Below are 23,677 nucleotides of genomic sequence, written 5' to 3' on the forward strand. Positions count from 1 at the left end.
ATATAAAAAAACCTTTTGCTTTATCATATAAAGTGGATACACGATAACGTCATCCGCAATTGTTTGAAATGAAGAACAAATACATCGTATTTGTTCTTTTTTTGATTGTAGTATCGTTGCTGAAGTTTAATAACGATAACCAATACCCATGTAGGTTAATAATGGATCTGTATCAATGGTTGTAGTGGCATGATTTAAAACTTGACCATTATTTTGATTGACCACATCGATACTAATATCATTGCTTAATTTGGCATAGGATACCGAAGCAACCGCGAACCAACTTGGTGTGATGTCATAAGTAAATCCAGCAGTGACAATTGGGGCAAAGGCATCATCAGCTTTGACTTTGATTTTTGGATTAGCAGATGAAGTTTTTTTATCGAGTGACGCACCTGCATTATTATCGAGAATATTTTGCACCATATGCCCAGAAGCGATTAAATCTGCCTGCACTGCAGGGTGGGTTTTTAATTCATTGAAGTATGCGTACATCACGCCGACACCTAGATAAGGTCGGAATTTATTAACTCCTGATTTGCCAAATTGATATTGCAGTTCAAATGCAGGTGTCCAAGCACGTGCCGTAGAAACAACGTCTTGTGCTGATAGGTCAGTGATAAAAATATCCTTTTTTAATGGCATTTCACCTAAGCCGAAGAACTTAGAGGTATCACTTGGAAAGGCTGTTCCCCGCATAGGTGAATAAATTTTCCCTTTACCTTTAATATCAACTTTTGGGGGAATTCCGCCTTTCATTTCAAGTGCCCAGTTGTCAGTAAATTGATATTTCGACATGATTCCAAGTGTATCTACATCTTGTGGTTCGAGACCTGTATCTGCTGCTGTCCATTGAGATAAACCATTGATTTCAGACTCGCCACTCAAGTTGGCAGGTAACACACCATTTTTAATCAATTGAAAAAATTCACCTACACCTAAAATACTTTCAAATTTGGCATATTGTTTTTTCCCTTCATCGGTTGAGGTGTCGATGGATGTTTTTACCGAATCCACTGAAACTTCACCAACTTTTACACGTGTTTTTTCTTTAATTGGCGTTGTTACTCTGATCGGATTTGTTTTACCTTGAGGCATAACATGGAGCCAACCAGCGGAAATTGAAAAGCGTTTAAAACCATCACCTTCTTTCATGCTAAACAATGGGGATTTAGCAAATGACACTGTTGGAATAAGCATCAATGCCATAAAAATTTTTGAAGTTTTCATTGAGATGTCCTTCTCTTTTTTTGATTCAATTTATTTTTCAAAGAGAATTCATTAAAGAAGAAGTTACAGATGATAAGGAGGGTGTATTTTTAAGCCACATGGGGGGCATAACGGACTTTTGATTTTATTTAAAAAAAAGTTTTTAAAATACAGTTGGTTATTTTTGTTAAGTACGTTTTATAAAAAAAGTTAACTTATTGTTAATAAATGTCAGTTTATGAAACAAATTGCCAAAAAATAAAAACCAAATAGTCTAACTATATGGTTTTTATATTAAATTTTAGATAAAAATAGATGATTATTTATTGCACTACGAGATACTTAGTCTGATCAGATTAAAAACGATAGCCGACGCCTGCATAACCTAAAATGGGGTTAATCTCGATGTCTGTTTTGGCATTAATAAGTTCGCCATATTTTTCATCAGAAATGGTGATTTGAGTTTTACCTTTTAGCTGAGCATAAGACACAGAACCTACTGCAAACCAGCGGTCATTAAAATCATAAGTAAAACCTACTGTGGCTACAGGGGCAAATGCATCATCTGCTTCGAGTTTAACTTTAGGATTCCCCGAACTTTTCTTACCATCTAAGGCTGCGCCTGCTTGATTGTCTTTCATATTAATCAACATGTGACCAGCATTGATCAAATCTTGTTCAATGGTTTTATTTAATTCTAATTCGTTAAAATATGCATACATCATCCCGACGCCAATATAAGGGCGGAATTTATTTACACCTGTTTTGCCGAAGTGATATTGAAATTCAAAAGCAGGTGTCCAAGCGCGTGCAGAAGCAGCTTTATCCTGTGCACTGAGATCTGTAATTGCAATATCCTTCTTCAGTGGTAAATCACCAATAATTGCTCCAACACCAGTCGGTGAGGCAATGCCTGTGAGTGGTGCGTAGATTTGACCTTTACCAATAATATCTACTTTGGGAGGGAGACCAGCTTTAACTTCGAGTGAGATATTATCGGTAAAGAAATAATTAGACATGATCCCTAGTGTCGCGACATCATCCGCTTCTAAACCTGTTCCTTGAGCTTCCCATTGTGAAAGACCATTAATTGTAGCTTCACCTGAGACATTCGATTTTAAATATTTAGTGTCTCCTTCTTTGTATGAGATCAACCCTAATAAATCTAAATCAACTGCTGTCTTTAATAGGTTTTTTTTAGTTGTTGCATTGGGTTTGCTTTCATCAATAGCACCAAGTACTGAATCCATTTTTACATCACCCACTTTGGTTTTTTCACCTTCGGCAACAGAAGTGTTGATCTGAATGGGCTGTGCTTTACCTGTTGGCTTTACATAAAGTGCGCCCACAGATACGGAAAAACGCTTAAATCCATCACCATCTTTAAAACTAAAATAAGGTGAATCGGCATAGCTCATTGTTGGAACAGCAGAACACACTGTTGCAATACAAAATAAGGTTTTTTTCATAGATTGGACTCCATGTCCGAAATTGATACTAATTTTTATAGGTTTTTATTATTAAAATTATTGAGGGTAAATTTATGTAGGCATTAGAAGGCTTTTTATTTAGTGAATGTTATTTTTTTACGGTTTTATTCATTATTGGTTGAAGAATGAATGGCTTTAGGTAACTATTTTACAAGAATATTACATTTTACTTTTGATAAAGTTTATAAATTAATTAAATTAAATCATATTATTAAGTTTAATTGTTATCTATTTTAAAATGAAAAAGATCATCCTAAGATGACCTTTTTTCAATTCGATATGTTGCTTAAGTCAATGACTTACTTATTTTTGGAAGCGAGATAAATCTTCTTCTGGGCGAGCAGTAAGCACTTCAACACCATCTTTAGTGACCAGTAGGGTGTGTTCATACTGTGCAGACAAACTATGGTCTTTAGTCACAACAGTCCATTTGTCACCCATTAAACGAGTCTGCCAAACACCTGCATTGACCATCGGTTCGATGGTAAAGGTCATACCTTCTTCTAACACCATCCCTGTATTGTTTTGACCATAATGCAGCACTTGAGGCTCATCATGGAACACAGTTCCGATGCCGTGACCGCAATATTCACGAACTACACTGAAACGTTCTGATTCAACATATTTTTGAATGGCAGCACCAATATCACCAATCGTTGAACCTGGTTTTACTGTTTCCATACCACGGTACATGGCTTCTTGGGCAACTTTACATAGGCGATCCGCAATAATAGATGTTTCACCACCCACGACATACATCATGTTGGTATCGCCGTGATAACCATCTTTAATCACAGTCACATCAATATTGAGAATATCGCCTTTTTTCAAAATTTTACTTTCAGATGGAATCCCGTGACAAACCACATGGTTCACAGAAGTACAAATGACATGTTGAAACGCTGGACGACCAGGTGCCGCGCCATAACCTAAACAAGCAGGAATCGCATCTTGCTTATTGACAATATAGTCATGACAAATCGTATCCAATTCAAGTGTAGAAACACCTGGTTTGATATGCGGTTTGATCATATCCAAAACTTCTGCAGCCAAGCGACCAGCAACGCGCATTTTTTCAATTTCATCTGCGGTTTTGATTAATCGACGGGGAGCTTCGTAAGTACTGTTCATGATCTTTAAAAACTTTTGGAAATTTGTATGTGACTATGGTATAAATAGCCGCCCAAATTATCAAATGCTTTCTGTTACTTTCTTTATGAAAGGTTTACGGAAATATTGATCAGGGTAATTTAAAAATCCGCACATATGTCGTCACATATCTCTGGGTGCCCGTAAGGGTGGAGAATGCTGGACATATGGAGGCCTAACCCAAACTTTAAGGTATATAGAAAATGGCAGATTACAACGTAAGCATGCGCGACCTTCTTACAGCTGGCGCGCATTTTGGTCACCAAACTCGCTTCTGGAACCCAAAAATGCGTCAATACATTTTTGGTGCGCGTAACCGCATTCACATCATCAACCTTGAACACACTGTTCCTGCGTTAAACGATGCTTTGAATTTCGTTAACAACCTAGCAAGCAAAAAGAACAAAGTATTGTTCGTTGGTACTAAACGTGCTGCTTCTAACATCATCCGTGAACAAGCTCAACGCGCTGGTCAACCTTATGTAGATCACCGTTGGTTGGGTGGTATGTTGACTAACTGGAAAACTCTTCGTCAGTCAATCAACCGTTTGAAAGATCTTCAAACTCAATCACAAGATGGTACTTTTGCTAAACTTACTAAACGTGAAGCATTAGAACGTACTCGTGAAATGGAAAAACTTGAACGCTCTTTAGGCGGTGTTAAGAACATGGGTGGTTTACCTGACGCATTGTTCATCATCGACGTTGATCACGAAGCGATCGCTATTAAAGAAGCTAAGAACCTTGGTATTCCAGTAATCGGTATCGTTGATACAAACTCTAACCCAGATAACGTAGATTTCGTTATTCCTGGTAACGATGATGCGATCCGTGCTGTAACTCTTTATGCTTCTGCTATGGCTGATGCGATTCTTGCTGGTAAAGAATACGCTCAAACTCAAGCAAATGCTCAAGCTAAAGGCGAAGAAGCTGCGAAAGAAGCTCCTGAGGCTTAATGCGTTTTTGACGCAAGCTTGTCATTTTTGTGATTTAAAATGATGACAAATTGAGCGTCGAGAAAGCAAAACGGCCCAGAGGTACCTTTGGGCCGTTTTTGTTGAACAGATTCATATTCTACCCGTATTTAGGAGAACAACATGACTGCAGTTACTGCGAGCATGGTAAAAGAATTACGTGACCGTACTGGTCTTGCAATGATGGAATGCAAAAAAGCATTAACAGAAGCAGACGGTGACATCGAATTAGCGATTGATAACCTTCGTAAATCTGGTCAAGCAAAAGCAGCTAAAAAAGCTGGTAACATTGCTGCTGATGGCGCAATCACAATTGCTCAAGAAGGCAACAAAGCACTTCTTTTAGAAGTGAACTGTCAAACTGACTTCGTTGCTAAAGACGAAAACTTTGCTGGTTTCTCTGCACAAGTTGCTGCTGCTGCTTTGGCTGCAAACGAAACTGACGCTGCTAAAATTGCTGAATTGAAACTTGCTGACGGTTCAACTGTAGAAGAAGCGCGTATTGCACTTGTTCAAAAAATCGGTGAAAACATCCAAGTTCGTCGTGCAACAATCGTTGAAGGCGACAACCTTGCAGTTTACAAACACGGTTTACGTATCGGTGTTGTAGTTTCTTACGCAGGTGATGCTGAAACTGGTAAAGGCGTTGCAATGCACGTTGCTGCATTTAACCCAGTTGCTGTTACTGCTGAAGGCGTTTCTGCTGAGCTTATCGCGAAAGAGAAAGAAATTGCAGAAGCAAAAGCGATCGAATCTGGTAAACCAGCGAACATCGTTGAAAAAATGGTGACTGGTTCAGTTGAAAAATACTTGAACGAAGTTGTACTTGAGCGTCAAATGTATGTAATCGACAACGAGAAAAAAGTTGCTGACGTACTTAAAGCTACAGGTACTACAGTTGCTCAATTCGTTCGCTTCCAAGTAGGTGAAGGTATTGAGAAAAAAGCTGAAATGAGCTTTGCTGATGAAGTTGCTGCTGCTCAAGCTGCCGCTGCTGCTCAATAATTTTACTGAATCAGTAAAATGAAAGAACCCCTCACTGTTGAGGGGTTTTTTTGTATCAGAACTTTTAAATATATGATGTCGCTGTAAGCTATATTTGAAAACGGATTTATTACAAATCAAGTTGATGATTCTCGTATAATTATAAAGATCAAATTGTTTAGACACATATTTTATGGCGAATAAAACTCAACTCGGCATTGGTGCTGCAATCGCATTATTGGCAGCAGCGTATTTTGGTATGGATTCCAATCAATCAAAAAACAATTCGCAAGCTCAAGCCGAATCTTCTCAACAGCATCAAATTGATAATTCTAAAAATACACAGACTCAAACAGCGACTCATACAGATATTGAATCACATTCAAACAGTCAAAATCAGCATGGCTTAGAGGTTATTCGTAAAGCCTATGATAAAAAACTTAGCAATGTTCAGGTTCAATCTATTGGTAAAGTTAAAGCAATATTAAGAGATGATAACGAAGGTTCACGTCACCAAAAATTCATTCTTTCTTTAGATAATGGTTTAACCGTACTAGTCGCACATAATATTGATTTAGCGCCACGTATTGAGAATTTGAAAAAAGGCGATATGGTGGAGTTTTTTGGTGAGTATGAATATAGCAACCAAGGTGGAGTAATGCATTGGACACATCATGATCCAAGTCGTCGCCATACGAATGGATGGTTGAAGCACAATGGAAAAACTTATCAATGAGTTGAGATTTACCAAAAGACCTAAACCACTGGTTTTAAATTTATCTTGCGATAGCAATTTTGTTCTATACCTTGTGTTTAAGCATGCTATTTTAATGCGTCAGTAAAATATTTGAATCGAAGGCATGCTGGAGTGGGCAAACTATTTCCACCTAAAAGAGTTGGGTGGATTAGAGCTATTAAAAGCGCAATATCATCAAAAGCAATTTTCAAAGCATGTGCATGAAGGTTATTGCATCGGTGTGATTGAAGAGGGTGCGCAAAGTTTTTTTCGGACTGGACAGTTACATACAGCTCCTAAAGGCGATATTATTTTAGTCAATGCAGATGAAATTCATACAGGTTCATCTGCGGTTGAATCGGGTTGGAAATATCGTGCGATTTATCCAACACCTGAGATGTTATTGGATGCTGGACAAGATTTTTTCACCGTTAAAAATAGCGTGCCGTGGTTTCCTAGTGCAGTTGTGCATGATATTGGATTGGCGCAACAATTATCATTACTCTTTGATTTATTAGAACAAAAAGACAATGCCTTGTTAAAAGAAAGCATGTATTTATCTACATTGGCGCGTTTGATTGGTCGTTATGGTCGTGCCAAATTAACCCAAGCAGAATTGCCTGAAGCACAGCGTAAAGTTGAGTTGGTCAAAGATTTATTAAGCAGTTTTCCTGAACATGATTATTCACTGACGGATTTAGCCAATCATGTGGGGCTGAGTCCGTGGCATTTTTTACGTGAGTTTAAAAAATACACAGGTTTGCCGCCGCACAGTTGGTTAGTACAAATTCGTTTACGTAAAGCCCAACAATTATTAAAACAGGGCATGAATATCGCAATGACTGCGCAAAATTGTGGGTTTTCAGATCAAAGTCACTTTAATCGGCATTTTAAAAAAGCAATGGGTGTGACACCTACGCAGTATTTGAGTACTTTGAATTTATAATTTGATTGTGGATAAGAATCTATTTTTTAGCATTGAACTGATGTGACGTGTTTTAAAAGAAAACTATCTTTTAAAGACTACTTTAAAGCTTGCAAGGCGGAGTCTTACATCGAGCGTTTAGATTTCAGGATTAGCCTTCGGTTGGACTTACCTTACGAAATATATTTCTCATTTCGGGAATATTAGAAGCGAAGCTTCGCAAGAAAACTACCTTGCGCACTCAGAATATATTTTGAGGATATTCCTGCAAAACTCGTCGATATCCGTCAAGTCTTCAAATACATCGCAGAAACATTAATTTGTAATTCTTGCGCCATGATTGGCTCATGCCTCAAACAGTTGCGGATGACGTTTTCGCGTATCAATATTCTTCAAGGTTCAGAGTAAGTTTTCATGTGATTGCGTAATATCAGTACTTAAAATCCTAAATAGCAATTTTGTTCAAGTCATCAGCAATTATTTTCAGGATACTTAGATTGTCTAGCGTTTGAGATTTTAGAAATGAGTAGTCCATCTGAACCCTGTAGTATTGTGGCGCAATCACAATCCACACTCAATAAGAAAGCATTTTTCCAAGGTGTACTTGATATTCTGCCTTTATCCATTGCAGTTTTGCCGTGGGGGATTTTAGCTGGGTCGATGGCGATCAATGCTGGACTAACTTTTGCTCAGGCATTTTCCATGTCGGCTGTAGTCTTTGCGGGTGCAGCACAATTGGTGAGTTTGGGATTGGTGATGGCAGATGCTTCAGTATGGACGATTCTGATCACGATATTCTTTTTAACCAGTCAACATCTGATTTATGCGCTGAACTTTCGCAAAGATGTTGTACAGTTTCCCTTAAAACAGCGCTTGAGTATTGGATTTCTATTAACCGACGAATTATTTGCCGTTGGGATTGGTGAAAATAAGCAGCGTACATTTGCATATCTATTTGGTGCAGGTTTATGTTTTTATTTGGCTTGGTGCTTATTTAGTTTGTTGGGTATTTTACTAGCTCAATCCATCCCGAATTTAGAAAATTTACATTTAGATTTTTCGATTGTCGCTGTATTTATTCTGATTATTGTCCCAATGATCAAAAACAGAGCCACGCTAGTTGGTGTGATTTGCACTTTAATATTTGCCTGTATTTTTAAATATTTCCAATTTGAGGGTGGACTAGTGTTGTCAGGTATTCTCGGGATGTTGAGTGCAATGTATACGGCAAAAATTATCGGCACTGTAAATAAAGGAGCGCAAAAATGACGTGGACTTTATTGCTCAGTTTGGCGGTGATTGTATTTCTAAATCGTTATATTTTTCTTGAACCTAAATTTGCCTTCAAATTGCCTCAATTTATTGAACAGATGTTGCAGTATTCAGCACCGTGTTTACTGACTGCGATTTGTGCACCGATTGTATTTTTTAATGGTGATCAATTCCGTAGTTTGCCATTAGATGCTTATTTTTTAACGGCAGTGATTTGTGTAATTTTGGCACTTATTTCCAAGAAAATTTTGTTGAATCTTGGGTTAAGTTTATTGTGTTTTTATGGTTTATTTTATCTATTGAATTGATAGAAAAGTAGGGAAATTTTGTTGAAAATTTCCCTTATGCTTATTTTGCGTTAAACAGCCAGTTTTTGGCGTGTTTTCCATTTAGGCAATACTTTAGCCAAATAGGCGTCCATACACCATACAGGGCCAATGAGGAGGAATTGGAGGTCTTTAAAGAAAGACGGTTTCTTTCCTTCAACTTTATGACCATAAAATTGTCCAATCCAAGCCAGAACAAAAACGCCAATATAGAATCCTACGCCAACTGGAAGTAAGTAAATCACCCACGCCATAATAGCAACAAGTGCGACCATCGCAACGGCTAAAACGAGATCTAAGCGTGCATAAAATACTAAGGTCAGCACAATGATCAATGCCGTGAGTGTCGCGCTAAAGTGAGCCAAAATACCAATGATGGCAAATAGAATTGCAGGAACACAAGCCCAGTGAATCATCTTATTGGTTTTGTTTTGATGGCTTTCGCTATATTCATCAAACCATTCAGTAATTGTTTTCATCGTTCTATCCTTGTGTAATCATTTTTCTATCTTGTTTGAAAATATATACCAGAACCGAAATATGGTCAAAATCTCAACTGACATTAAGTTCTGTATTTAAGGTCAATGAAAATACTTTAATGTGTTGCTTGGTAGAAATTCAGAATCGGTGTTGCTAAAGCCTGATTCTGTGGTTTTAACGTCACTTGGATTTCTTGAAAATTAAAATCACCATCCGAATAATAATAGGCGATGCCATGTGTCTTATTCGGGTAGTTTGGAATTTGATAACTAAAATATGCTAAATTTTTTCGTGGTCGAACAATGGTGAGATATTTATGTGGGTCGCTGACATATCCATATTCATTTTTGACACTCTCTTTGGTTAAATTCGGAAAATAAAGCGTTGCAGGACGCATACCACAGCCTGCACAAATTGAAGAATTATATACAGTAATGGCTTCATCTTGTTTTGGGCTCATCAGCATTGCAGCTGCAACACCTGACGGCCCCATATCTGCGTTCATGATTTTCCAATCTTTAGGCGCTAATATTTCACCAATTCCTGGAAAATAAACAATTTTGAATTTAGAAGACAATGATTCTGATAAATCAAAATTGAGCTTACACGATTTAACTTTGCAATCGTTATAATCGCGGTAGTACTTTTCATCATCAGAAAATGGATTCGCAATTGCAACACCGATTGCTGCGACTTTATTTCGTTTCAACTGCACCATACCGATATTTTCAATTTTCATCGCATAGTGAATATTGGGTGAAGGATCATATTGCGGAAAAGAGGGTTTGAAAATATCAGAACCTGCATGTGCGTATCCGATAGAAAGGAGTACGCACATGCTTGCAATTATGTGATTCGCTAAAGTTTTTCTTTTTATTATTTTCTGAAGCTTCATATTTTTTTCTTCTTTGCGTTTTTACTGTTGAGTGGGTTGCACTAAGTGGTAAATTTTTTGACCTTCTTTATAGGTTGCGACAATTTTAATGTCTTTGATGCGTTGAGATGGAACTTTCAGAGGATCTTGATCCAAAACCACTAAATCAGCCAATTTCCCTTGTTCTAACGTGCCTTTGGTTTTGTCCTCAAAATATTGGTATGCCGCCCAATCTGTAACCGTTTTTAAAGCAATATAGGGGCTAACTTTTTGCTCTTCACCCAATACATCACCAGAGCGCGTGGTTCGATTGACTGTCGCATCAATCACCATCATGTTTTTCGGTGGAATGACAGGAGCATCATGATGTTCAGTAAAAATCATGCCACGTTTTAAAGCAGAGCCTGTTGGGGAAATACGATTTGCCCGTTCAGCACCTAACGTTTCATGTTTATGCCAATCTCCCCAGTAATATGTATGTAAGGAGAAGAAAGATGGAATTAGCCCTAAATCTTTTGCACGATCCAATTGGTCTTCACGCATGGTTTGCGCATGAATAATGACATTACGACGATCTTGTTTACCATATTGCGCATTTGCTGATTCAATCGTTTGAATATATTGGTCAATTGCTGCATCACCATTGGCATGCGCCAAAATTTGCCAATGATTTTGATAGGCTAAGTTAATGGCATCTTGCACAGTTTTGATATTTGGATAAGCAGGGTAGCCACGATAGTCCTTAGCTTTGCCTTCAGGTGGAATCAGATAGGGTTTTGTGAGCCATGCTGTTTTACCTTGTGGTGAGCCATCTAGACTAATTTTCACTCCACCAATTCGAAAATGGTTTTGGTAATTCAAGCTACTGCCATTTTTAAGCATATACGCTTTTTCATTCATAATGTCAGGATAGACTACGACATCTATGGGGAGTTGACCTATATCGGCAAAACTACGCCACATTTCAGAAGTTCCCGCATCTGCACGACCCTCTTGTACAGTGGTATAACCATTTTGAATATAGGTTTTTAAAGCAGTCTTCGCCATATTTTGCATGATTTCAGGGGGGACTTTGCTAAAAGCAAAGCCCATTGCAGAAAATACAGCGGATTCCTCTAGAACTCCATCGGGCTCTTGGCTATTGTTTTTACGACGAATAATGCCACCATCAGGATTTGGCGTATCTTTATTTATTTTTAAAATTTCTAAGGCTTTATGGTTGACTGAAGCAAGATGCCCAGATTGATGCAAGATGATAATCGGTTGTGTGGTCGAGATTTTATCTAAATCATCCGCAGTGGGGTGGCGTTTCTCATCAATTTGAGCATCATCATAACCATTGCCAATGATCCAACCTGAAGCGGCTTGAATGAATGCTGGATTTTTTGCTTGCCAGTCTTTCATGGCTTGAATTAAAGAAGCAATATTGGTCACTGTCCCATCTGGGGTGGGGTATAGATTGGCAACCGTTTGTTGTAGACCGACACTATTTAAATGGCTATGTGCATCAATAAATCCAGGTAAAAGGGTGTGTTGATTAAGATTGATTTCTTCAGTGTTGCTTTGTTTGAGCTGTTTTGCTTGTTTTAGACTTCCTGCATAAGTGATTTTTCCGTCACTGATTAAGAGGGCTTCCACATAGTGGGGAGACATTCCTTGCATGGTCAAAATCGAGCCACCATAAAAAAGTTTGCTCGATGTGTTTGGGGGGATCGTGACATTGGGCTGTGCATTATTTTGAGTTTGCGAGAAATGGGTACAGCCACTCAAAAGGCTAAAACTGCTTATGCAAATGATAGGTGCAATGAATTGACCGAGTTTGAATGAATTCCACTGAAACATAATGACTCACCCCTAACTTTTAGTATTGCTCTATTTGAATATATCTAACGACTTATCCTGATTAAACTAACAAACAATTCAATCCAAGTATAGGAAATTGGATTATTATTCACCTATTTTATTGTGTGAGGATGTAAGGTTTGCATCGTATTAATACGGTTTGAACTAAATCAACTTTTTTCTAAAAAGTAGCAAAGCCAGTAAACAAAGTGCCAAAGCGATGAGCGAAGGGCCATAGCCAATCGGGGCAGCCAGTAAACCGACGATGACCGCACCTGCGACAGCACCACCATAGTTGAAAATATTCACTCGTGCGATGACTTCATCACGGCGATTTTCATCCAAGTGTCCTGCAGCAGAAAAAGTCAGTGGTACTAAAGCGCCTACAGCAACGCCTGCGAGTGCGAAGCCTAAAATTGCAAAGGTGAGAGAATGCCCAATTCCTGCGATTGCACAGCCTATCGCACCAATTAAAATTGTGGTGGCAGCAAGCCATGCAGCATTTTTAAATTTTAAAATAAAATCTAAGCTTAACCGAGTAATGAGAATACCGATTTGATAAGCTGCATAACCAAGTGGGGCAACTGTTGCTGAACTTGCCAATACATCTTTCAGGTAGATTGAGCTCCAAGTGCTGATCGCAGAATCAATCGTAAATGCAATGAGTATGATTAGACCAAAAATCCATAACTGTTTTTGTGGAATAGGATTTTTGGTTTCTGGGATAACAGCAGCATTTTCTTTCTGTTGAAAAAGCCATTTTTTAGAACACAGTGCAGTCATGAGGGCAATAGTTACAGCAATGAATAATGCTGTGGTCGCACCAAAGCTTGTCGATACTGTTGCAGACATGATCATGGCACCTAAAAAAGCGGCTGCGGTATAACAAGCAAAGAAACCGCCTAATGCACTTTTCCCAAGACGTTGCTCCACCATCACGGCTTGCATGTTTAAAGCAGCATCTAAACACCCGAGTCCAAGTCCGTACAGTAGAAAACTGGCAACCATGACCGTAACACTTGAACTGAATGCCGCAACAGCAATTCCGATTGCTTCAAAAATAAAAGCTATCACGATGGCAAATCTTGAACCGAGTTTTACCGCAAGGCGATCTGCCAAAACAGAACCTAGTGCTGCTGCGATACAGACACCTAAAATAATGATTGAAAGTAGGTCTTCAGAAAGTTTAAAACGATTTTTAAATGTCGGGAGTGCGGTCATTACCGTGGCATATCCCAAACCTTGAGTGGCAAAGCCTAACGCGATCACTTTTCTTGTTTTTGCAAGTGCTGGATTTTTTCCGATAGAAACAGAGTGGTTTGAATCCATGTTTCGCTCACATTGTTATTTTCAGTTTTATTTTGATGGGTATGTCCTGTACATCTATTCTGATTGTAACTTGAATGAAGCGAAAGAAAAGGGGAATGTATGACACAGTTAAGGGGGCAAATCGGACATGCAAATATGTAAGGTAGATTTACGATGCTAAACGTAGATTTGGTGAAGCATTAAAAAAGCCACTTAAAAAGTGGCTTCGTTAAATGCATGCAGTCGTGATTTACGAGTTTGGACCATCAACGCGTTCAATGCTCACGCGTCCTGTTCCTGAATTTGTAATACCTAAACGTTTCGCAGCGCCATAAGAGAGGTCAAGTACACGGTTACCGTGGAATGGACCGCGGTCGTTTACTTTTACCACGACACTTTTACCATTGTCTTTATTCGTCACACGAATAAAACAGTTCAATGGCAGGCTACGATGGGCAGCAGTTAATTCATTCATGTCGAATGTTTCACCACTTGCTGTTTTACGACCGTGGAATTGACGACCGTACCAAGATGCAACACCAGTTTGACTAAATTTGCGAACTGTGTTTGAAGCAACTTCATTAAGTTTATCAATTACTGAAGGCTCATCTTCAGGTACTTGAATTTTTGCTGCAATAGTTTGACGACGAACTTTGTCGGCAGAACGTTCAGTAATTGACAAACTGTTTAGGTTTGAAAAGTGCGAATTAAAATTCGTTGAGTCTTTGCTAATCACACGAGAAGCCAAGCTCGAACTTTCAGAATCATTGTTTAAATATGATGACTGAACCATTTCTGAGTTGACTTGCGTCATACTCAAACCCATGGTCAGGGCTATCATATATTTGAGTGAAGCATGCATCGTTTAACTCCTTGGAACCCCATGTTTAACTTTCTAAGTCGCTGAAAATTAACCATACGAGGTCTGTAAATTCACTTTTGCAACTGCATTTAACGAAAAGGATAATATTCAAGCTATCATAAAAGTGTCTAGTATTATTTAAATAATAGTTACAAAAAGGACAAATTCTTACAGGTTTTGATTAAAAAACAAACAATAATGTAACAATATATTTAATTAGTATGAAATACACCCAATTTGTTGAATATATTTCTTGACTTATTTGTTGTATAGGAAATTACAAGCACTAACGGCTTGTAATCTCAGTTCCTAAAAGCCATAACGCAGTTGCGTACATGCGACTTTTATTATAGGTGGTAATGACCTGAAAATTTGGATAAGTGATGTAGTAAATAGGTCCAAAATCATCTTGTAATTGAATAACATTGACCAAATCAAGATCATCAATTTTGACCGCAGGATTGAGCGGTGCGATGCCTAAATTTTTAATTGAGCCATAGGGAACAGGTTGAGTGAGATCTTTCGCGATAATTGATTCAGGATTGGTTCCTGCATAACGCGCTAAAAATGCAATCGGTTGATCGCGTTGCCAACCATTTTGTGCAAGGTAGTTTGCAATCGAGCCAATCGTATCTACAGCTGAATTACGCAGGTCTACGTGTCCATTGCCATCATAGTCCACACCAAACTTTGGAATATTACTTGGCATGAATTGTGGGTAGCCAACAGCGCCTGCATAAGAACCTACAATCGAATTTGCTGGAACACCATCTTTATATGACCAAGCGATGAGTGCCGCCAGTTCATCTTGGAAGTATTGTGCACGACGTGGATAACCAAATCCGAGTGTTGCAAGCGCGTCACGAGTGATGAATGAGCCTTTATTTGCCCCATATCCAGTTTCTACACCCAAAATCCCAAGAATGATCTCCTGAGGCACACCAAACTGCTGTTCTGCGCGATTTAGGGTATCTGCATATTGGTTTTGAAAACGTACGCCTTTTTGAATCGTACCTTCAGCTAAAAAGTTAGTTTTATATTGATACCAAGGTTTACTTTCACCTGGGCGATCCATAATCTTAATAATATTGGGTAAGTTGCGAGAACCATTCATTGCCCAATCGACTTGTTCATTGCTTAAACCATAGGTTTGCATGGTTTTTGCTTTAAAGTTGTTATATTCAGGGCTATTTGCAAAATCATTGGCTTGGCAAAAACTGGTTACTGAAAAAGCAGCTGCACAAAAAGATATATTTCTGACCTTTTGTAAAAACCCTAAATTAAACATAGGTTATATTTCCTAATTCTTTATGTTGAAAATGACTTTAAGTGAAAGTTACCGATGGTTGGGGCAACGAATATTAAGATTAACGATGTGTATGAATCGACATCACGATGCCAAAAGTCGCCATCAAGGTAATAATAGCAGTACCGCCATAACTCATAAATGGTAATGGCACACCGACAATAGGTAAGATACCACTGACCATGCCTGCATTTACAAATACATAAACAAAAAATGACAAAGCAAATGTGCCTGCGACTAGGCGACCAAAGTTATGAAAGCATTGTAGACTGATTTGGAAAGTCCTAAAAATAATACAAAAATAGATCGTAATCAAAAGCAATATACCAATGAGTCCAAACTCTTCAGAAAATGCTGCAATAATAAAGTCTGTATGACCTTCTGGTAAAAAATGTAAATGGGACTGTGTACCTTCCAAGTAACCACGTCCAGTAAAACCACCTGAACCAATGGCCGTTTTTGATTGAATAATGTTCCAGCCTGTGCCCAAGGCATCGGCTTCAGGATTGATTAAAGTCAGTACACGTTGCCGTTGATAGTCATGCAGTAAAAATTGCCATGCAATGGGAATAATGACTGCGACAGCACCAATTGCACCTAAAATCATCGTCCAAGACAGCCCACTGAGAAAGAGCACGAAAATACCACTGGCTAAGATAAGTAGTGACGTTCCTAAGTCAGGTTGTTCTGCAATGAGGATAAAAGGAATTCCAATCATAATTAAAGAAAGGAACACATTTTTAAAACTTGGCGGTAAAGGGTTGCGTGCTAAAAACCACGCAATCATCAACGGCATTCCCACTTTTAAAAACTCACTGGGCTGAACACTGCCAAAACCAGGGATTCCGATCCAACGTTGTGCGCCCATACGGACTTCACCGAAGAGTTTGACTGCGACAAGGCATACAATTCCAAACAGGTAAAAGTAGGGCGCAAAGGCTTGGTAAACTTTGGGTGGTACTTGCGCCAAAGCAAACATGACCAAAAAGCCGATTCCAAAACTCATCGCTTGTTTAGAGACCAACCCCATATCTTGTGCAGAGGCACTATAAAGAACTGTCAGACCAAGTAAGGCATTTAAAAGTAAAAATAGACTTAACCAGGGGTCAATATGTAGTTTTTGCCAACGAGAAGGGAGTTGGGATGTGCTGAGACCATCACGAGGTGCTTGCCGTAAAAATTTATATTGAGCGTTTGGATCCATTGGTCTGTTTTGGTGCAATAAAAATGTGTCTCGGGCATGCTATCACAATCCCTATTGATGGCAACGTATGGTAAATGTTGAAGTCAATGGTTTACGACTATTCATGAGCAAATTGAATATGTTAAAAAGCAAGAATTAAGGATGTTTTAAGTTATCAATGTGATTGCTATTATGAAAAATTAAACTAAAGGAATTATTTTTTATTTATTGATTGCTTAAATAATTTTAAGCTTATGATTTTTAATTGATAATCAGTAAGCTGTTAAAGCGAACGTGATTGCAAATAAAAATGCCCTCATCATGGAGAGCATTCTTATTCATTAAAAAAAACAATTAAATTTTAACGATCAATTAAAAAATAAAGTGTCGTAATATTCAGCAACTGCTTTGATTTCAACCTTATTTAAGCTTGGAATCAATTTATCAATTGCAATATGCACAGCTTTACCCACCGCAGCCGCGCCAATATCTGCACCTTTACGTTTGATCATGCCTAAATCTAGGGTTTTATTGAAGTCACGCATGAAGTGATTAATGGTTGCATCTGCAAATTGCTTCATTTGCTCAGACAGTACGGCACGATTAGTATCGCCAGCCGATGCAACTTCAGCAAAACTATTCTTTAAATTGGTAATTAAATTTGCATCTAAAGATTCACCAACGCGGAATTGCCCTTGTGGATCTTTAAATAAGCTACGTTCAGAAAACTCGACAGAAGCACGTACAACGTTATTATCCGCTTTACTCAATAACTGCTTAAGTAAAACCGCAACAGTAGATTTTACATATCCAGCAAGTTTTTCAGCTGTGTCACGTTTGTCGCTCTCTGGAAAGCGACGAACAAGTTCAACTAAAAGCGTATCAATAATTTCTTCATTAATAAGCAAAGCTGTTTGATCACGTAAAGGATAAAGTGGTTCGTTAGAGTTTTTTTTCTCGATACCTGTCTGAATGTTCTTTAATAGTTCTTCAGAAGGTACAAAACCAAAAAAAGGCATGTGTTCAACCTCAATGTTTTATTGTCGCGCCAATCGGATTGGGCTTGGCATCCATGATTCATCAGATACACGGCAAGGGTTAATGTCTAAACCACCACGACGTGTATAAGTTGCATAAACCATCAACTTTTCAGGTTTTAAATTTTGCCAAATATCGGCAAAGATTTGCTCCACACATTGTTCGTGGAAACCGTTATGCTGACGATAAGAGATAATATAAGCTAAAATGCTCCGATAACAAGGTTTATTGCCTTGATAACGGATAAAAACAGTGCCCCAATCTGGCTGACCTGTCACAGGACAATTACTTCTGAGTAAGTGAGAATATAGTTGAATATCAACGTTTTCCGCAGATTCATCCGCCTGATTATCCAATGCCAAAAGACTTGCATCAGGATGATTGACTAAGCGGTCAGGTTCTTGATCATCAATACAAATGCCTTGTGGTTTGGCAATGTCTAACTCATCCACTTGAAATAGTGTCAATGTCACAGGCGCTTGTGCTGCATTGGACAAGTCTTTTTCAACGGTGTGAATAAAAGCTTGTTGCGAATCAAATTGGGTGAAGTTCATACTATTAAAGTAGAGCTTTAATGATTTTGACTCGATCAAATTTGGTGATGTTGCAGGTAGCGCAATACGACCAATCGCAACTTGTGGAATCCCTTTGGCATTTAACCAAGAAATTTCGAAAACATGCCACCAATCCTTTCCTTTATATATGCCATCGACATGCGCATATTGCTCACGTGCTTCTGCACGCGAGATCGGGAAAAGGATGTCAGGTTGATAAGTTGTAGGGTAATTGGTGTCTTTACCTAATAAAGAAAGTTCGACAGACATTATTCACGCATTCCTGAACCACGAGAAAGTAAATAGTAAGCAATACCGTAAAGTACGCCACAGCAAAGTGTCACGATGATTAAAGACAACGAAACATTGACATCGCTATGACCTAAGATCCCGAAACGGAATGCATTGACCATATATACAATCGGGTTGACTAAAGAGAGATTTTGCCAAAATGGGCTTAAAGCACTAATTGAATAGAATACACCACCTAAATAAGTCAGTGGTGTTAAAACAAAAGTCGGGATAATTGAAATATCATCAAATGATTTGGCATAGACAGCGTTGATAAACCCACCTAAAGAGAATAATAGGGAAGTCACAATGACTGTATATATCGTCACGAAAATATTATGAATCGCTAAATCAGTGAAAAATAAACTCATTGCTGTCACGATTGCACCGACAAGTACACCACGACAAACACCACCAATCACATAACCACATAGCACCATGTGTAAAGGCACAGGGCTCATGATCAGTTCTTCGATGCTTTTTTGGAATTTAGCACTAAAGAAGCTAGATGATACGTTGGCATAACTATTGGTAATAATCGCCATCATAATCAAGCCTGGTACGATGAATTGCATATAGCTGAATCCACCCATTTGACCAATGCGAGAACCGACCAAATTACCAAAGATCACAAAGTACAAGCTCATGGTGATCGCAGGCGGTAATAAAGTTTGTGGCCAAATCCGCATAAATCGGCGAATTTCTTTATAAACTAGGGTGTAAAGTGCAACACGGAGTTGGGTGAAATTCATTGTGCTGCTCCTTCAAGATTCTTCTCAACCATTTTCACAAATAGCTCTTCTAAGCGGTTCGATTTGTTCCGCATACTGCGTACACGAATGCCTTGAGATTCTAAAAGTTGGAATAAATCATTTAAAGAATGCGCTTGATCCATCGTGACTTCTAAAGTTAAAGGATCAACCAAATTAAATTTCAAACCAATAATTTCAATATTCAATGGTTCAATCGGATGTTCTAAATCGAAAATAAAAGATTCTTCGGTCAATTGCGTCAAGAATGATTTCATCGAGGTGTCTTCTTTAATCACGCCACGGTCAATGATCGCAATCTGACGACACAACATTTCAGCTTCTTCTAAATAATGTGTAGTCAGAATAATAGAAGTACCATTCTCATTCATTTCAGTGAGGAAGTCCCACATCGAACGACGTAGTTCAATGTCGACACCCGCAGTCGGTTCATCGAGAATTAGCAATTTCGGTTCATGCATCATCGCACGAGCAATCATTAAACGGCGTTTCATACCACCAGAGAGCATACGTCCTTGGGTATTACGTTTTTCCCAAAGCCCTAATTTTTCTAAATAGTGTTCTGCACGTTGTTCTGCAATTTTTTTCGGAATGCCGTAATAGCCAGCTTGGGTGACTAAAATATCAAAAGTTTTTTCAAATTGACCAAAGTTAAACTCTTGCGGAACGACACCTAAGCATTGTTTGGCATCGGATGGGTGAGTATCTAAATTATGCCCAAAAATTTCAACTGTACCCGATGTTTTACGGGTTAGTGAACTGATGATCCCGATTGTTGTGGATTTACCCGCACCGTTTGGTCCTAAGAGTGCATAAAACTCACCTTCTGGAACAGTTAAATTGATTCCTTTGAGTGCTTGGAACCCATTGCGATAGGTTTTCGATAAATCTCTTAACGTCAGCGCATCAGTCATGAAATTCTCACTTGGTTTTTGGAGTGTGTATTGTGAGCGATCTCAAACAATAAACCAAGTGAGTTAGGTGGAATTCTGCATTGCATATATAGGATGTTGTATAGAGCCTGCTCAGCAATTGAACAAGTTGTTTTATAAATGCTTTACCTAGTACGATTTTTTGTTATGATGTGCCCACTTCTTTTAAGCGCCCATAGCTTAACTGGATAGAGTACGGGTTTCCGAAGCCTGTGGAGTGAGTTCGAGTCTCGCTGGGCGCACCATCTTAATGTTTCATCTAGTTCCATTTAGTACCAAAACCCTTTATATTAAAAGAATTCAATAAAATCAATTGTACCGTTATGTACCATCATGTACCGTAATTTTTCACGGTCTTTGCGGTATTTTATACGGTATACCGTTAAAACCATCAAAAATGTACCGTTAAAAATGGCTAAACTCGTTGTAAGTCTCACTGACACGAAGATCAAAGCAGAAATCGCAGCTCACAAAAAAGCACCAGATAAGATCAAAAAATTATCTGATGGTGGCGGTTTATACTTATTTTTAGACAAAAAAGGTGGAACTTATTGGCGTTTTGATTACGTACGTCCAATTACAAAAAAAAGAGCAACACTCAGTATTGGCGTATATCCTGAAATTACATTAGCATCTGCACGTAGATACCGTGATTCATACCGTGAAATGCTCGCTGAAAACCTAGATCCATCTATCGAGAAAAAATTAGAAGAAGAGCACGCAAAAAATGCACTCTCAAATACATTTGAGCATGTTGCACGTGAATTCATGAAAACAGAAAATCTTGCTCCATCTACTGTTTCTCGTAATGCATTTTCTTATCAACACTTATTTGATGCTCTTGGTAAGCGCCCAATCCATGAAATTTCAGCACGTGAACTTTTAACTGTTTGCCAGATTTATGAAAAACAGGGTAAGTTTGAGGCTGCAAGACGTATGCGATCTAAAGCAAGTCAAGTTTTCAAATATGCAATTATTTTAGGCTTATGCGATAGAAATGTCGCAGCCGACATACAAGGTATTTTAAAGACAGGTCAAAGAAAGCATCATTCAGCAATTGTTGATCCAGATGCACTAGGGCAACTCTTACTTAAGATAGATCAATATGATAATCGAGGATCAATCATTACCTGCTATATATTAAGAATATTGCCGCGTGTCTTTGTGAGACCAGGTGAACTTAGAATGGCAAAATGGGAAGATGTAGATCTGGAGAATGCAGTATGGTCCTATACGCCTGCCAAAACTGAAAATTCAACTGGCACACAATTAATAGTGCCACTCTCAAAGCAAGTTTTAGCTTTATTTAAAGAGTTACATTACATCACTGGAAACTCAGAATATTGTTTTGCTAATCATTGGGGGAAAACAAGGATCTTAAGCGATAGCACAATTAATAAATCATTAAAAAGTTTAGGTTTTAAAAACGGAGAAACAACAGGGCATGGTTTTCGTGCAACAGCACGAACTTTATTAGATGAAGTCTTGAAATTTCCAATTGAGCGCATTGAACAACAACTTGGGCATAGAGTGCGGGACATGCACGGCAGAGCATACAATAGAACAAAATATTTAGATGAGCGTGTGATTATGATGCAAGCGTGGTCTGATTATCTAGATTCACTTAAAGAAAAAGCCCTTAAATAATAAGGGCTTGAATTTGCTTCTCATACTTCTTTTCTAACTCTTCAGATAGCTCGACACGAATGGTTGAGCGCTGACTATCACCAAACTTAATTTTAGTCAACTCACCACTGGCAAACATTCTATATAAGGTAGTGCGTGAGATCTGAAGAAGCTTTAGTGTTTGTGGTACTGTTAAAACCATCAACCTTCCTCCTTTTCTTCTTTAAAAGCACCCCATTGATTACAATCGCATTTGGCGCAAAACCCATACAACTTAACCGATGGTTTGTTTGTTTCAGCCCAATGCAATTTATTTAAATCACTAGAACAAATATCACAAACAACTGTGGTTTCATCGTCATTTTTCATGTAATTAAGATGATCAATTGGATTGCAAAATGGGCAAGGAATATCACCACCAACATCAAGATATTCACCATCACCACTATCTAAATCCCACAAGTATCCATCAATACACTGCGAGTCTTGATACATAGCCCCAAAGTAAGATACAGGCATTTGAACAGGACATTCTTGTGTTTCAACTGGAGGTTTCTCAATCATGACTCTGCTCCTGTGCTGCTTCCAACATATCTTTATAAATACTCGCCATAACACTTTGTTCTAGGTCGTACTCACAATTATCTATTGCATATATTGTCATGTCTTCTGTCGGCTCTCTCGGCACCAAAACAAACCCTTCAGGGGTGGTTTGTTCTTTTATCTTTTCCAAACCCTTATAAGCCAAATTAATCAACTTTTCCAATTCAAATTCAGGACTTTCATATCCTTCGCTTTCAGAACCAACTTTGAATTTTATAGATGAAATATCAACATCTTCATTTTCAAGAAGCTTTACTAAGGACTGAATAACCATTGTTGCTGTAATAGCTATATTTTTAATATCCATCACGCCTCACCTCGCATTTTCTTAAGCTCTTTAATCACATTTGAGGTTGCATGGTTTAATGCTTTCTCTGCGTCCGAAGTGCTTAAATTGTTTATGTATAAGCCCATTGCCAGCCACATTGAACAGAAGGTGAATTCTTTTACCGCCTCACGACCTTCTTTTTCTAAAACTGCGATAACTGGTGAAACAGCTTTTTTAAATACATCTTGAGCAATAACACTTGGTGTCGTGCTGATATTAATGTCTTGAATTTTGATTTGATTTTCCATCACAACCACCATAATTCTATTAAAATAAATAATTACCGTTAAATTTGTGCCCATTCTTCTACTCAGATAAAAGAATAGGCGGAATTAGATTTACGAAACTGTTGACGAAGCTTGGTTTTCAAGCTCAAATCGACGAGCTTTCACACAGCCCATTAATTTCGGCTGAATATCAGGATGACGGCTTGAAACATCAATTTCTAAAGCATTTAAAGTCGTAAGATCGGGTGCATTTTGAATCTGGACCATTAATGATGGAGGTTGCTCGACAGGAGGAGCATCAGCATTTAATTCATTTAAACGCTTAGTAATAGCAGACATTAAAGGCTTGCGTTGTTCTTCAGTCCATTCAACTGTGTATTTATAAAGA

25 protein-coding genes, 1 tRNA gene and 1 pseudogene are annotated in these 23,677 nt (G+C 38.3%); 8 read left to right on the forward strand and 19 right to left on the reverse strand.

Translation table 11 applies throughout. The features are described 5' to 3' along the window. Positions 1 to 126 precede the first annotated feature (126 nt). The 3 genes from EXE10_RS17270 to map form a co-directional block, all read right to left on the reverse strand. A complete protein-coding gene (locus EXE10_RS17270; protein ID WP_130114200.1) occupies positions 127 to 1,230 on the reverse strand; it encodes an OmpW/AlkL family protein in 1,104 nt (367 codons plus the stop codon). Positions 1,231 to 1,565: 335 nt separating this feature from the next. Beyond that, positions 1,566 to 2,678 (reverse strand): OmpW/AlkL family protein, encoded by a 1,113-nt coding sequence (locus EXE10_RS17275; RefSeq protein WP_130114201.1) that lies wholly within the window; start codon positions 2,676 to 2,678, stop codon positions 1,566 to 1,568. 324 nt (positions 2,679 to 3,002) lie between these two features. Beyond that, positions 3,003 to 3,830, reverse strand: a complete 828-nt coding sequence (map, locus tag EXE10_RS17280) for a type I methionyl aminopeptidase (protein WP_130114202.1) — start codon at positions 3,828 to 3,830, stop codon at positions 3,003 to 3,005. A 221-nt stretch (positions 3,831 to 4,051) separates the two neighbouring features. On the opposite strand from map, the gene rpsB reads away from it, so the two are divergent. The 6 genes from rpsB (at position 4,052) to EXE10_RS17310 (ending at position 9,047) form a co-directional block, all read left to right on the forward strand. Further along, a complete protein-coding gene (gene rpsB, locus EXE10_RS17285; protein WP_068973940.1) occupies positions 4,052 to 4,804 on the forward strand; it encodes a 30S ribosomal protein S2 in 753 nt (250 codons plus the stop codon). 141 nt (positions 4,805 to 4,945) lie between these two features. After that, positions 4,946 to 5,827, forward strand: a complete 882-nt coding sequence (gene tsf / locus EXE10_RS17290) for a translation elongation factor Ts (protein WP_068973941.1) — start codon at positions 4,946 to 4,948, stop codon at positions 5,825 to 5,827. Positions 5,828 to 5,999: 172 nt separating this feature from the next. After that, positions 6,000 to 6,542 (forward strand): DUF3465 domain-containing protein, encoded by a 543-nt coding sequence (locus EXE10_RS17295; RefSeq protein WP_130114203.1) that lies wholly within the window; start codon positions 6,000 to 6,002, stop codon positions 6,540 to 6,542. Between the two features lie 124 nt (positions 6,543 to 6,666). Continuing rightward, positions 6,667 to 7,488: an AraC family transcriptional regulator gene (locus tag EXE10_RS17300; protein WP_068973943.1), complete on the forward strand. Its 822-nt coding sequence runs from the start codon at positions 6,667 to 6,669 to the stop codon at positions 7,486 to 7,488. A gap of 501 nt (positions 7,489 to 7,989) precedes the next feature. Continuing rightward, positions 7,990 to 8,736 carry an AzlC family ABC transporter permease gene (locus EXE10_RS17305; protein ID WP_130114204.1) on the forward strand — a complete coding sequence of 249 codons (747 nt, stop codon included), beginning with the start codon at positions 7,990 to 7,992 and terminating at the stop codon, positions 8,734 to 8,736. Further along, positions 8,733 to 9,047, forward strand: a complete 315-nt coding sequence (locus EXE10_RS17310; RefSeq protein ID WP_130114205.1) for an AzlD domain-containing protein — start codon at positions 8,733 to 8,735, stop codon at positions 9,045 to 9,047. Before EXE10_RS17305 ends, EXE10_RS17310 begins: the two co-directional genes overlap by 4 nt. A gap of 50 nt (positions 9,048 to 9,097) precedes the next feature. Here EXE10_RS17310 and EXE10_RS17315 read toward each other — a convergent pair whose 3' ends face one another. From EXE10_RS17315 to EXE10_RS17365, 11 genes are all read right to left on the reverse strand, one after another. Then, positions 9,098 to 9,544: a DUF962 domain-containing protein gene (locus EXE10_RS17315; RefSeq protein WP_068973946.1), complete on the reverse strand. Its 447-nt coding sequence runs from the start codon at positions 9,542 to 9,544 to the stop codon at positions 9,098 to 9,100. A 116-nt stretch (positions 9,545 to 9,660) separates the two neighbouring features. Beyond that, positions 9,661 to 10,383 (reverse strand): DUF4850 domain-containing protein, encoded by a 723-nt coding sequence (locus tag EXE10_RS17320; protein ID WP_165383040.1) that lies wholly within the window; start codon positions 10,381 to 10,383, stop codon positions 9,661 to 9,663. A 78-nt stretch (positions 10,384 to 10,461) separates the two neighbouring features. Beyond that, complete coding sequence (locus EXE10_RS17325) at positions 10,462 to 12,261, reverse strand: amidohydrolase (protein ID WP_130114207.1); 1,800 nt, start codon at positions 12,259 to 12,261, stop codon at positions 10,462 to 10,464. Positions 12,262 to 12,426: 165 nt separating this feature from the next. Next, positions 12,427 to 13,590: an MFS transporter gene (locus tag EXE10_RS17330; protein ID WP_130114208.1), complete on the reverse strand. Its 1,164-nt coding sequence runs from the start codon at positions 13,588 to 13,590 to the stop codon at positions 12,427 to 12,429. Between the two features lie 229 nt (positions 13,591 to 13,819). Next, positions 13,820 to 14,431 carry a septal ring lytic transglycosylase RlpA family protein gene (locus tag EXE10_RS17335; protein ID WP_068973950.1) on the reverse strand — a complete coding sequence of 204 codons (612 nt, stop codon included), beginning with the start codon at positions 14,429 to 14,431 and terminating at the stop codon, positions 13,820 to 13,822. Between the two features lie 286 nt (positions 14,432 to 14,717). Continuing rightward, a complete protein-coding gene (gene mltB, locus EXE10_RS17340; protein ID WP_130114209.1) occupies positions 14,718 to 15,719 on the reverse strand; it encodes a lytic murein transglycosylase B in 1,002 nt (333 codons plus the stop codon). Positions 15,720 to 15,798: 79 nt separating this feature from the next. Beyond that, entirely contained in the window at positions 15,799 to 16,941 is a 1,143-nt protein-coding gene (gene rodA, locus EXE10_RS17345) for a rod shape-determining protein RodA (RefSeq protein ID WP_130114210.1), read from the reverse strand. A gap of 347 nt (positions 16,942 to 17,288) precedes the next feature. Then, on the reverse strand, positions 17,289 to 17,939 hold the full coding sequence (locus tag EXE10_RS17350) for a hypothetical protein (protein ID WP_068973953.1): 651 nt from the start codon (positions 17,937 to 17,939) through the stop codon (positions 17,289 to 17,291). Between the two features lie 18 nt (positions 17,940 to 17,957). After that, the gene (gene queF / locus EXE10_RS17355; RefSeq protein ID WP_130114211.1) at positions 17,958 to 18,782 is read right to left on the reverse strand and encodes an NADPH-dependent 7-cyano-7-deazaguanine reductase QueF; all 825 of its coding nucleotides are present in this window, start codon (positions 18,780 to 18,782) and stop codon (positions 17,958 to 17,960) included. After that, complete coding sequence (locus tag EXE10_RS17360) at positions 18,782 to 19,555, reverse strand: ABC transporter permease (protein ID WP_087552960.1); 774 nt, start codon at positions 19,553 to 19,555, stop codon at positions 18,782 to 18,784. Before EXE10_RS17360 ends, queF begins: the two co-directional genes overlap by 1 nt. Then, positions 19,552 to 20,487, reverse strand: coding sequence for an ABC transporter ATP-binding protein (locus EXE10_RS17365; protein WP_068973956.1), 936 nt, complete (start codon positions 20,485 to 20,487; stop codon positions 19,552 to 19,554). The genes EXE10_RS17360 and EXE10_RS17365 overlap by 4 nt, the downstream gene beginning before the upstream one ends. Before the next feature lie 187 nt (positions 20,488 to 20,674). On the opposite strand from EXE10_RS17365, the gene EXE10_RS17370 reads away from it, so the two are divergent. Both EXE10_RS17370 and EXE10_RS17375 read left to right on the forward strand, forming a co-directional pair. Beyond that, a tRNA-Arg gene (locus EXE10_RS17370) sits at positions 20,675 to 20,750 on the forward strand. A gap of 166 nt (positions 20,751 to 20,916) precedes the next feature. Further along, the gene (locus EXE10_RS17375) at positions 20,917 to 22,152 is read left to right on the forward strand and encodes a tyrosine-type recombinase/integrase (RefSeq protein WP_130114212.1); all 1,236 of its coding nucleotides are present in this window, start codon (positions 20,917 to 20,919) and stop codon (positions 22,150 to 22,152) included. Here EXE10_RS17375 and EXE10_RS17380 read toward each other — a convergent pair. From EXE10_RS17380 to EXE10_RS17400, 5 genes and pseudogenes are all read right to left on the reverse strand, one after another. After that, positions 22,145 to 22,333: a helix-turn-helix transcriptional regulator gene (locus tag EXE10_RS17380; protein WP_130114213.1), complete on the reverse strand. Its 189-nt coding sequence runs from the start codon at positions 22,331 to 22,333 to the stop codon at positions 22,145 to 22,147. The two genes, EXE10_RS17375 and EXE10_RS17380, sit on opposite strands and share 8 nt — an antisense overlap. Beyond that, positions 22,333 to 22,695, reverse strand: a complete 363-nt coding sequence (locus EXE10_RS17385) for a hypothetical protein (protein ID WP_130114214.1) — start codon at positions 22,693 to 22,695, stop codon at positions 22,333 to 22,335. The genes EXE10_RS17380 and EXE10_RS17385 overlap by 1 nt, the downstream gene beginning before the upstream one ends. Further along, entirely contained in the window at positions 22,688 to 23,041 is a 354-nt protein-coding gene (locus tag EXE10_RS21980; RefSeq protein ID WP_228256857.1) for a hypothetical protein, read from the reverse strand. The genes EXE10_RS17385 and EXE10_RS21980 overlap by 8 nt, the downstream gene beginning before the upstream one ends. After that, positions 23,041 to 23,310 (reverse strand): hypothetical protein, encoded by a 270-nt coding sequence (locus EXE10_RS17395; RefSeq protein ID WP_130114215.1) that lies wholly within the window; start codon positions 23,308 to 23,310, stop codon positions 23,041 to 23,043. Before EXE10_RS17395 ends, EXE10_RS21980 begins: the two co-directional genes overlap by 1 nt. A gap of 90 nt (positions 23,311 to 23,400) precedes the next feature. Beyond that, a pseudogene (locus EXE10_RS17400) lies at positions 23,401 to 23,677 on the reverse strand (hypothetical protein); the annotation flags it as partial.

The organism is Acinetobacter sp. WCHAc060033 (assembly GCF_004209125.1).
GTDB lineage: Bacteria > Pseudomonadota > Gammaproteobacteria > Pseudomonadales > Moraxellaceae > Acinetobacter > Acinetobacter wuhouensis.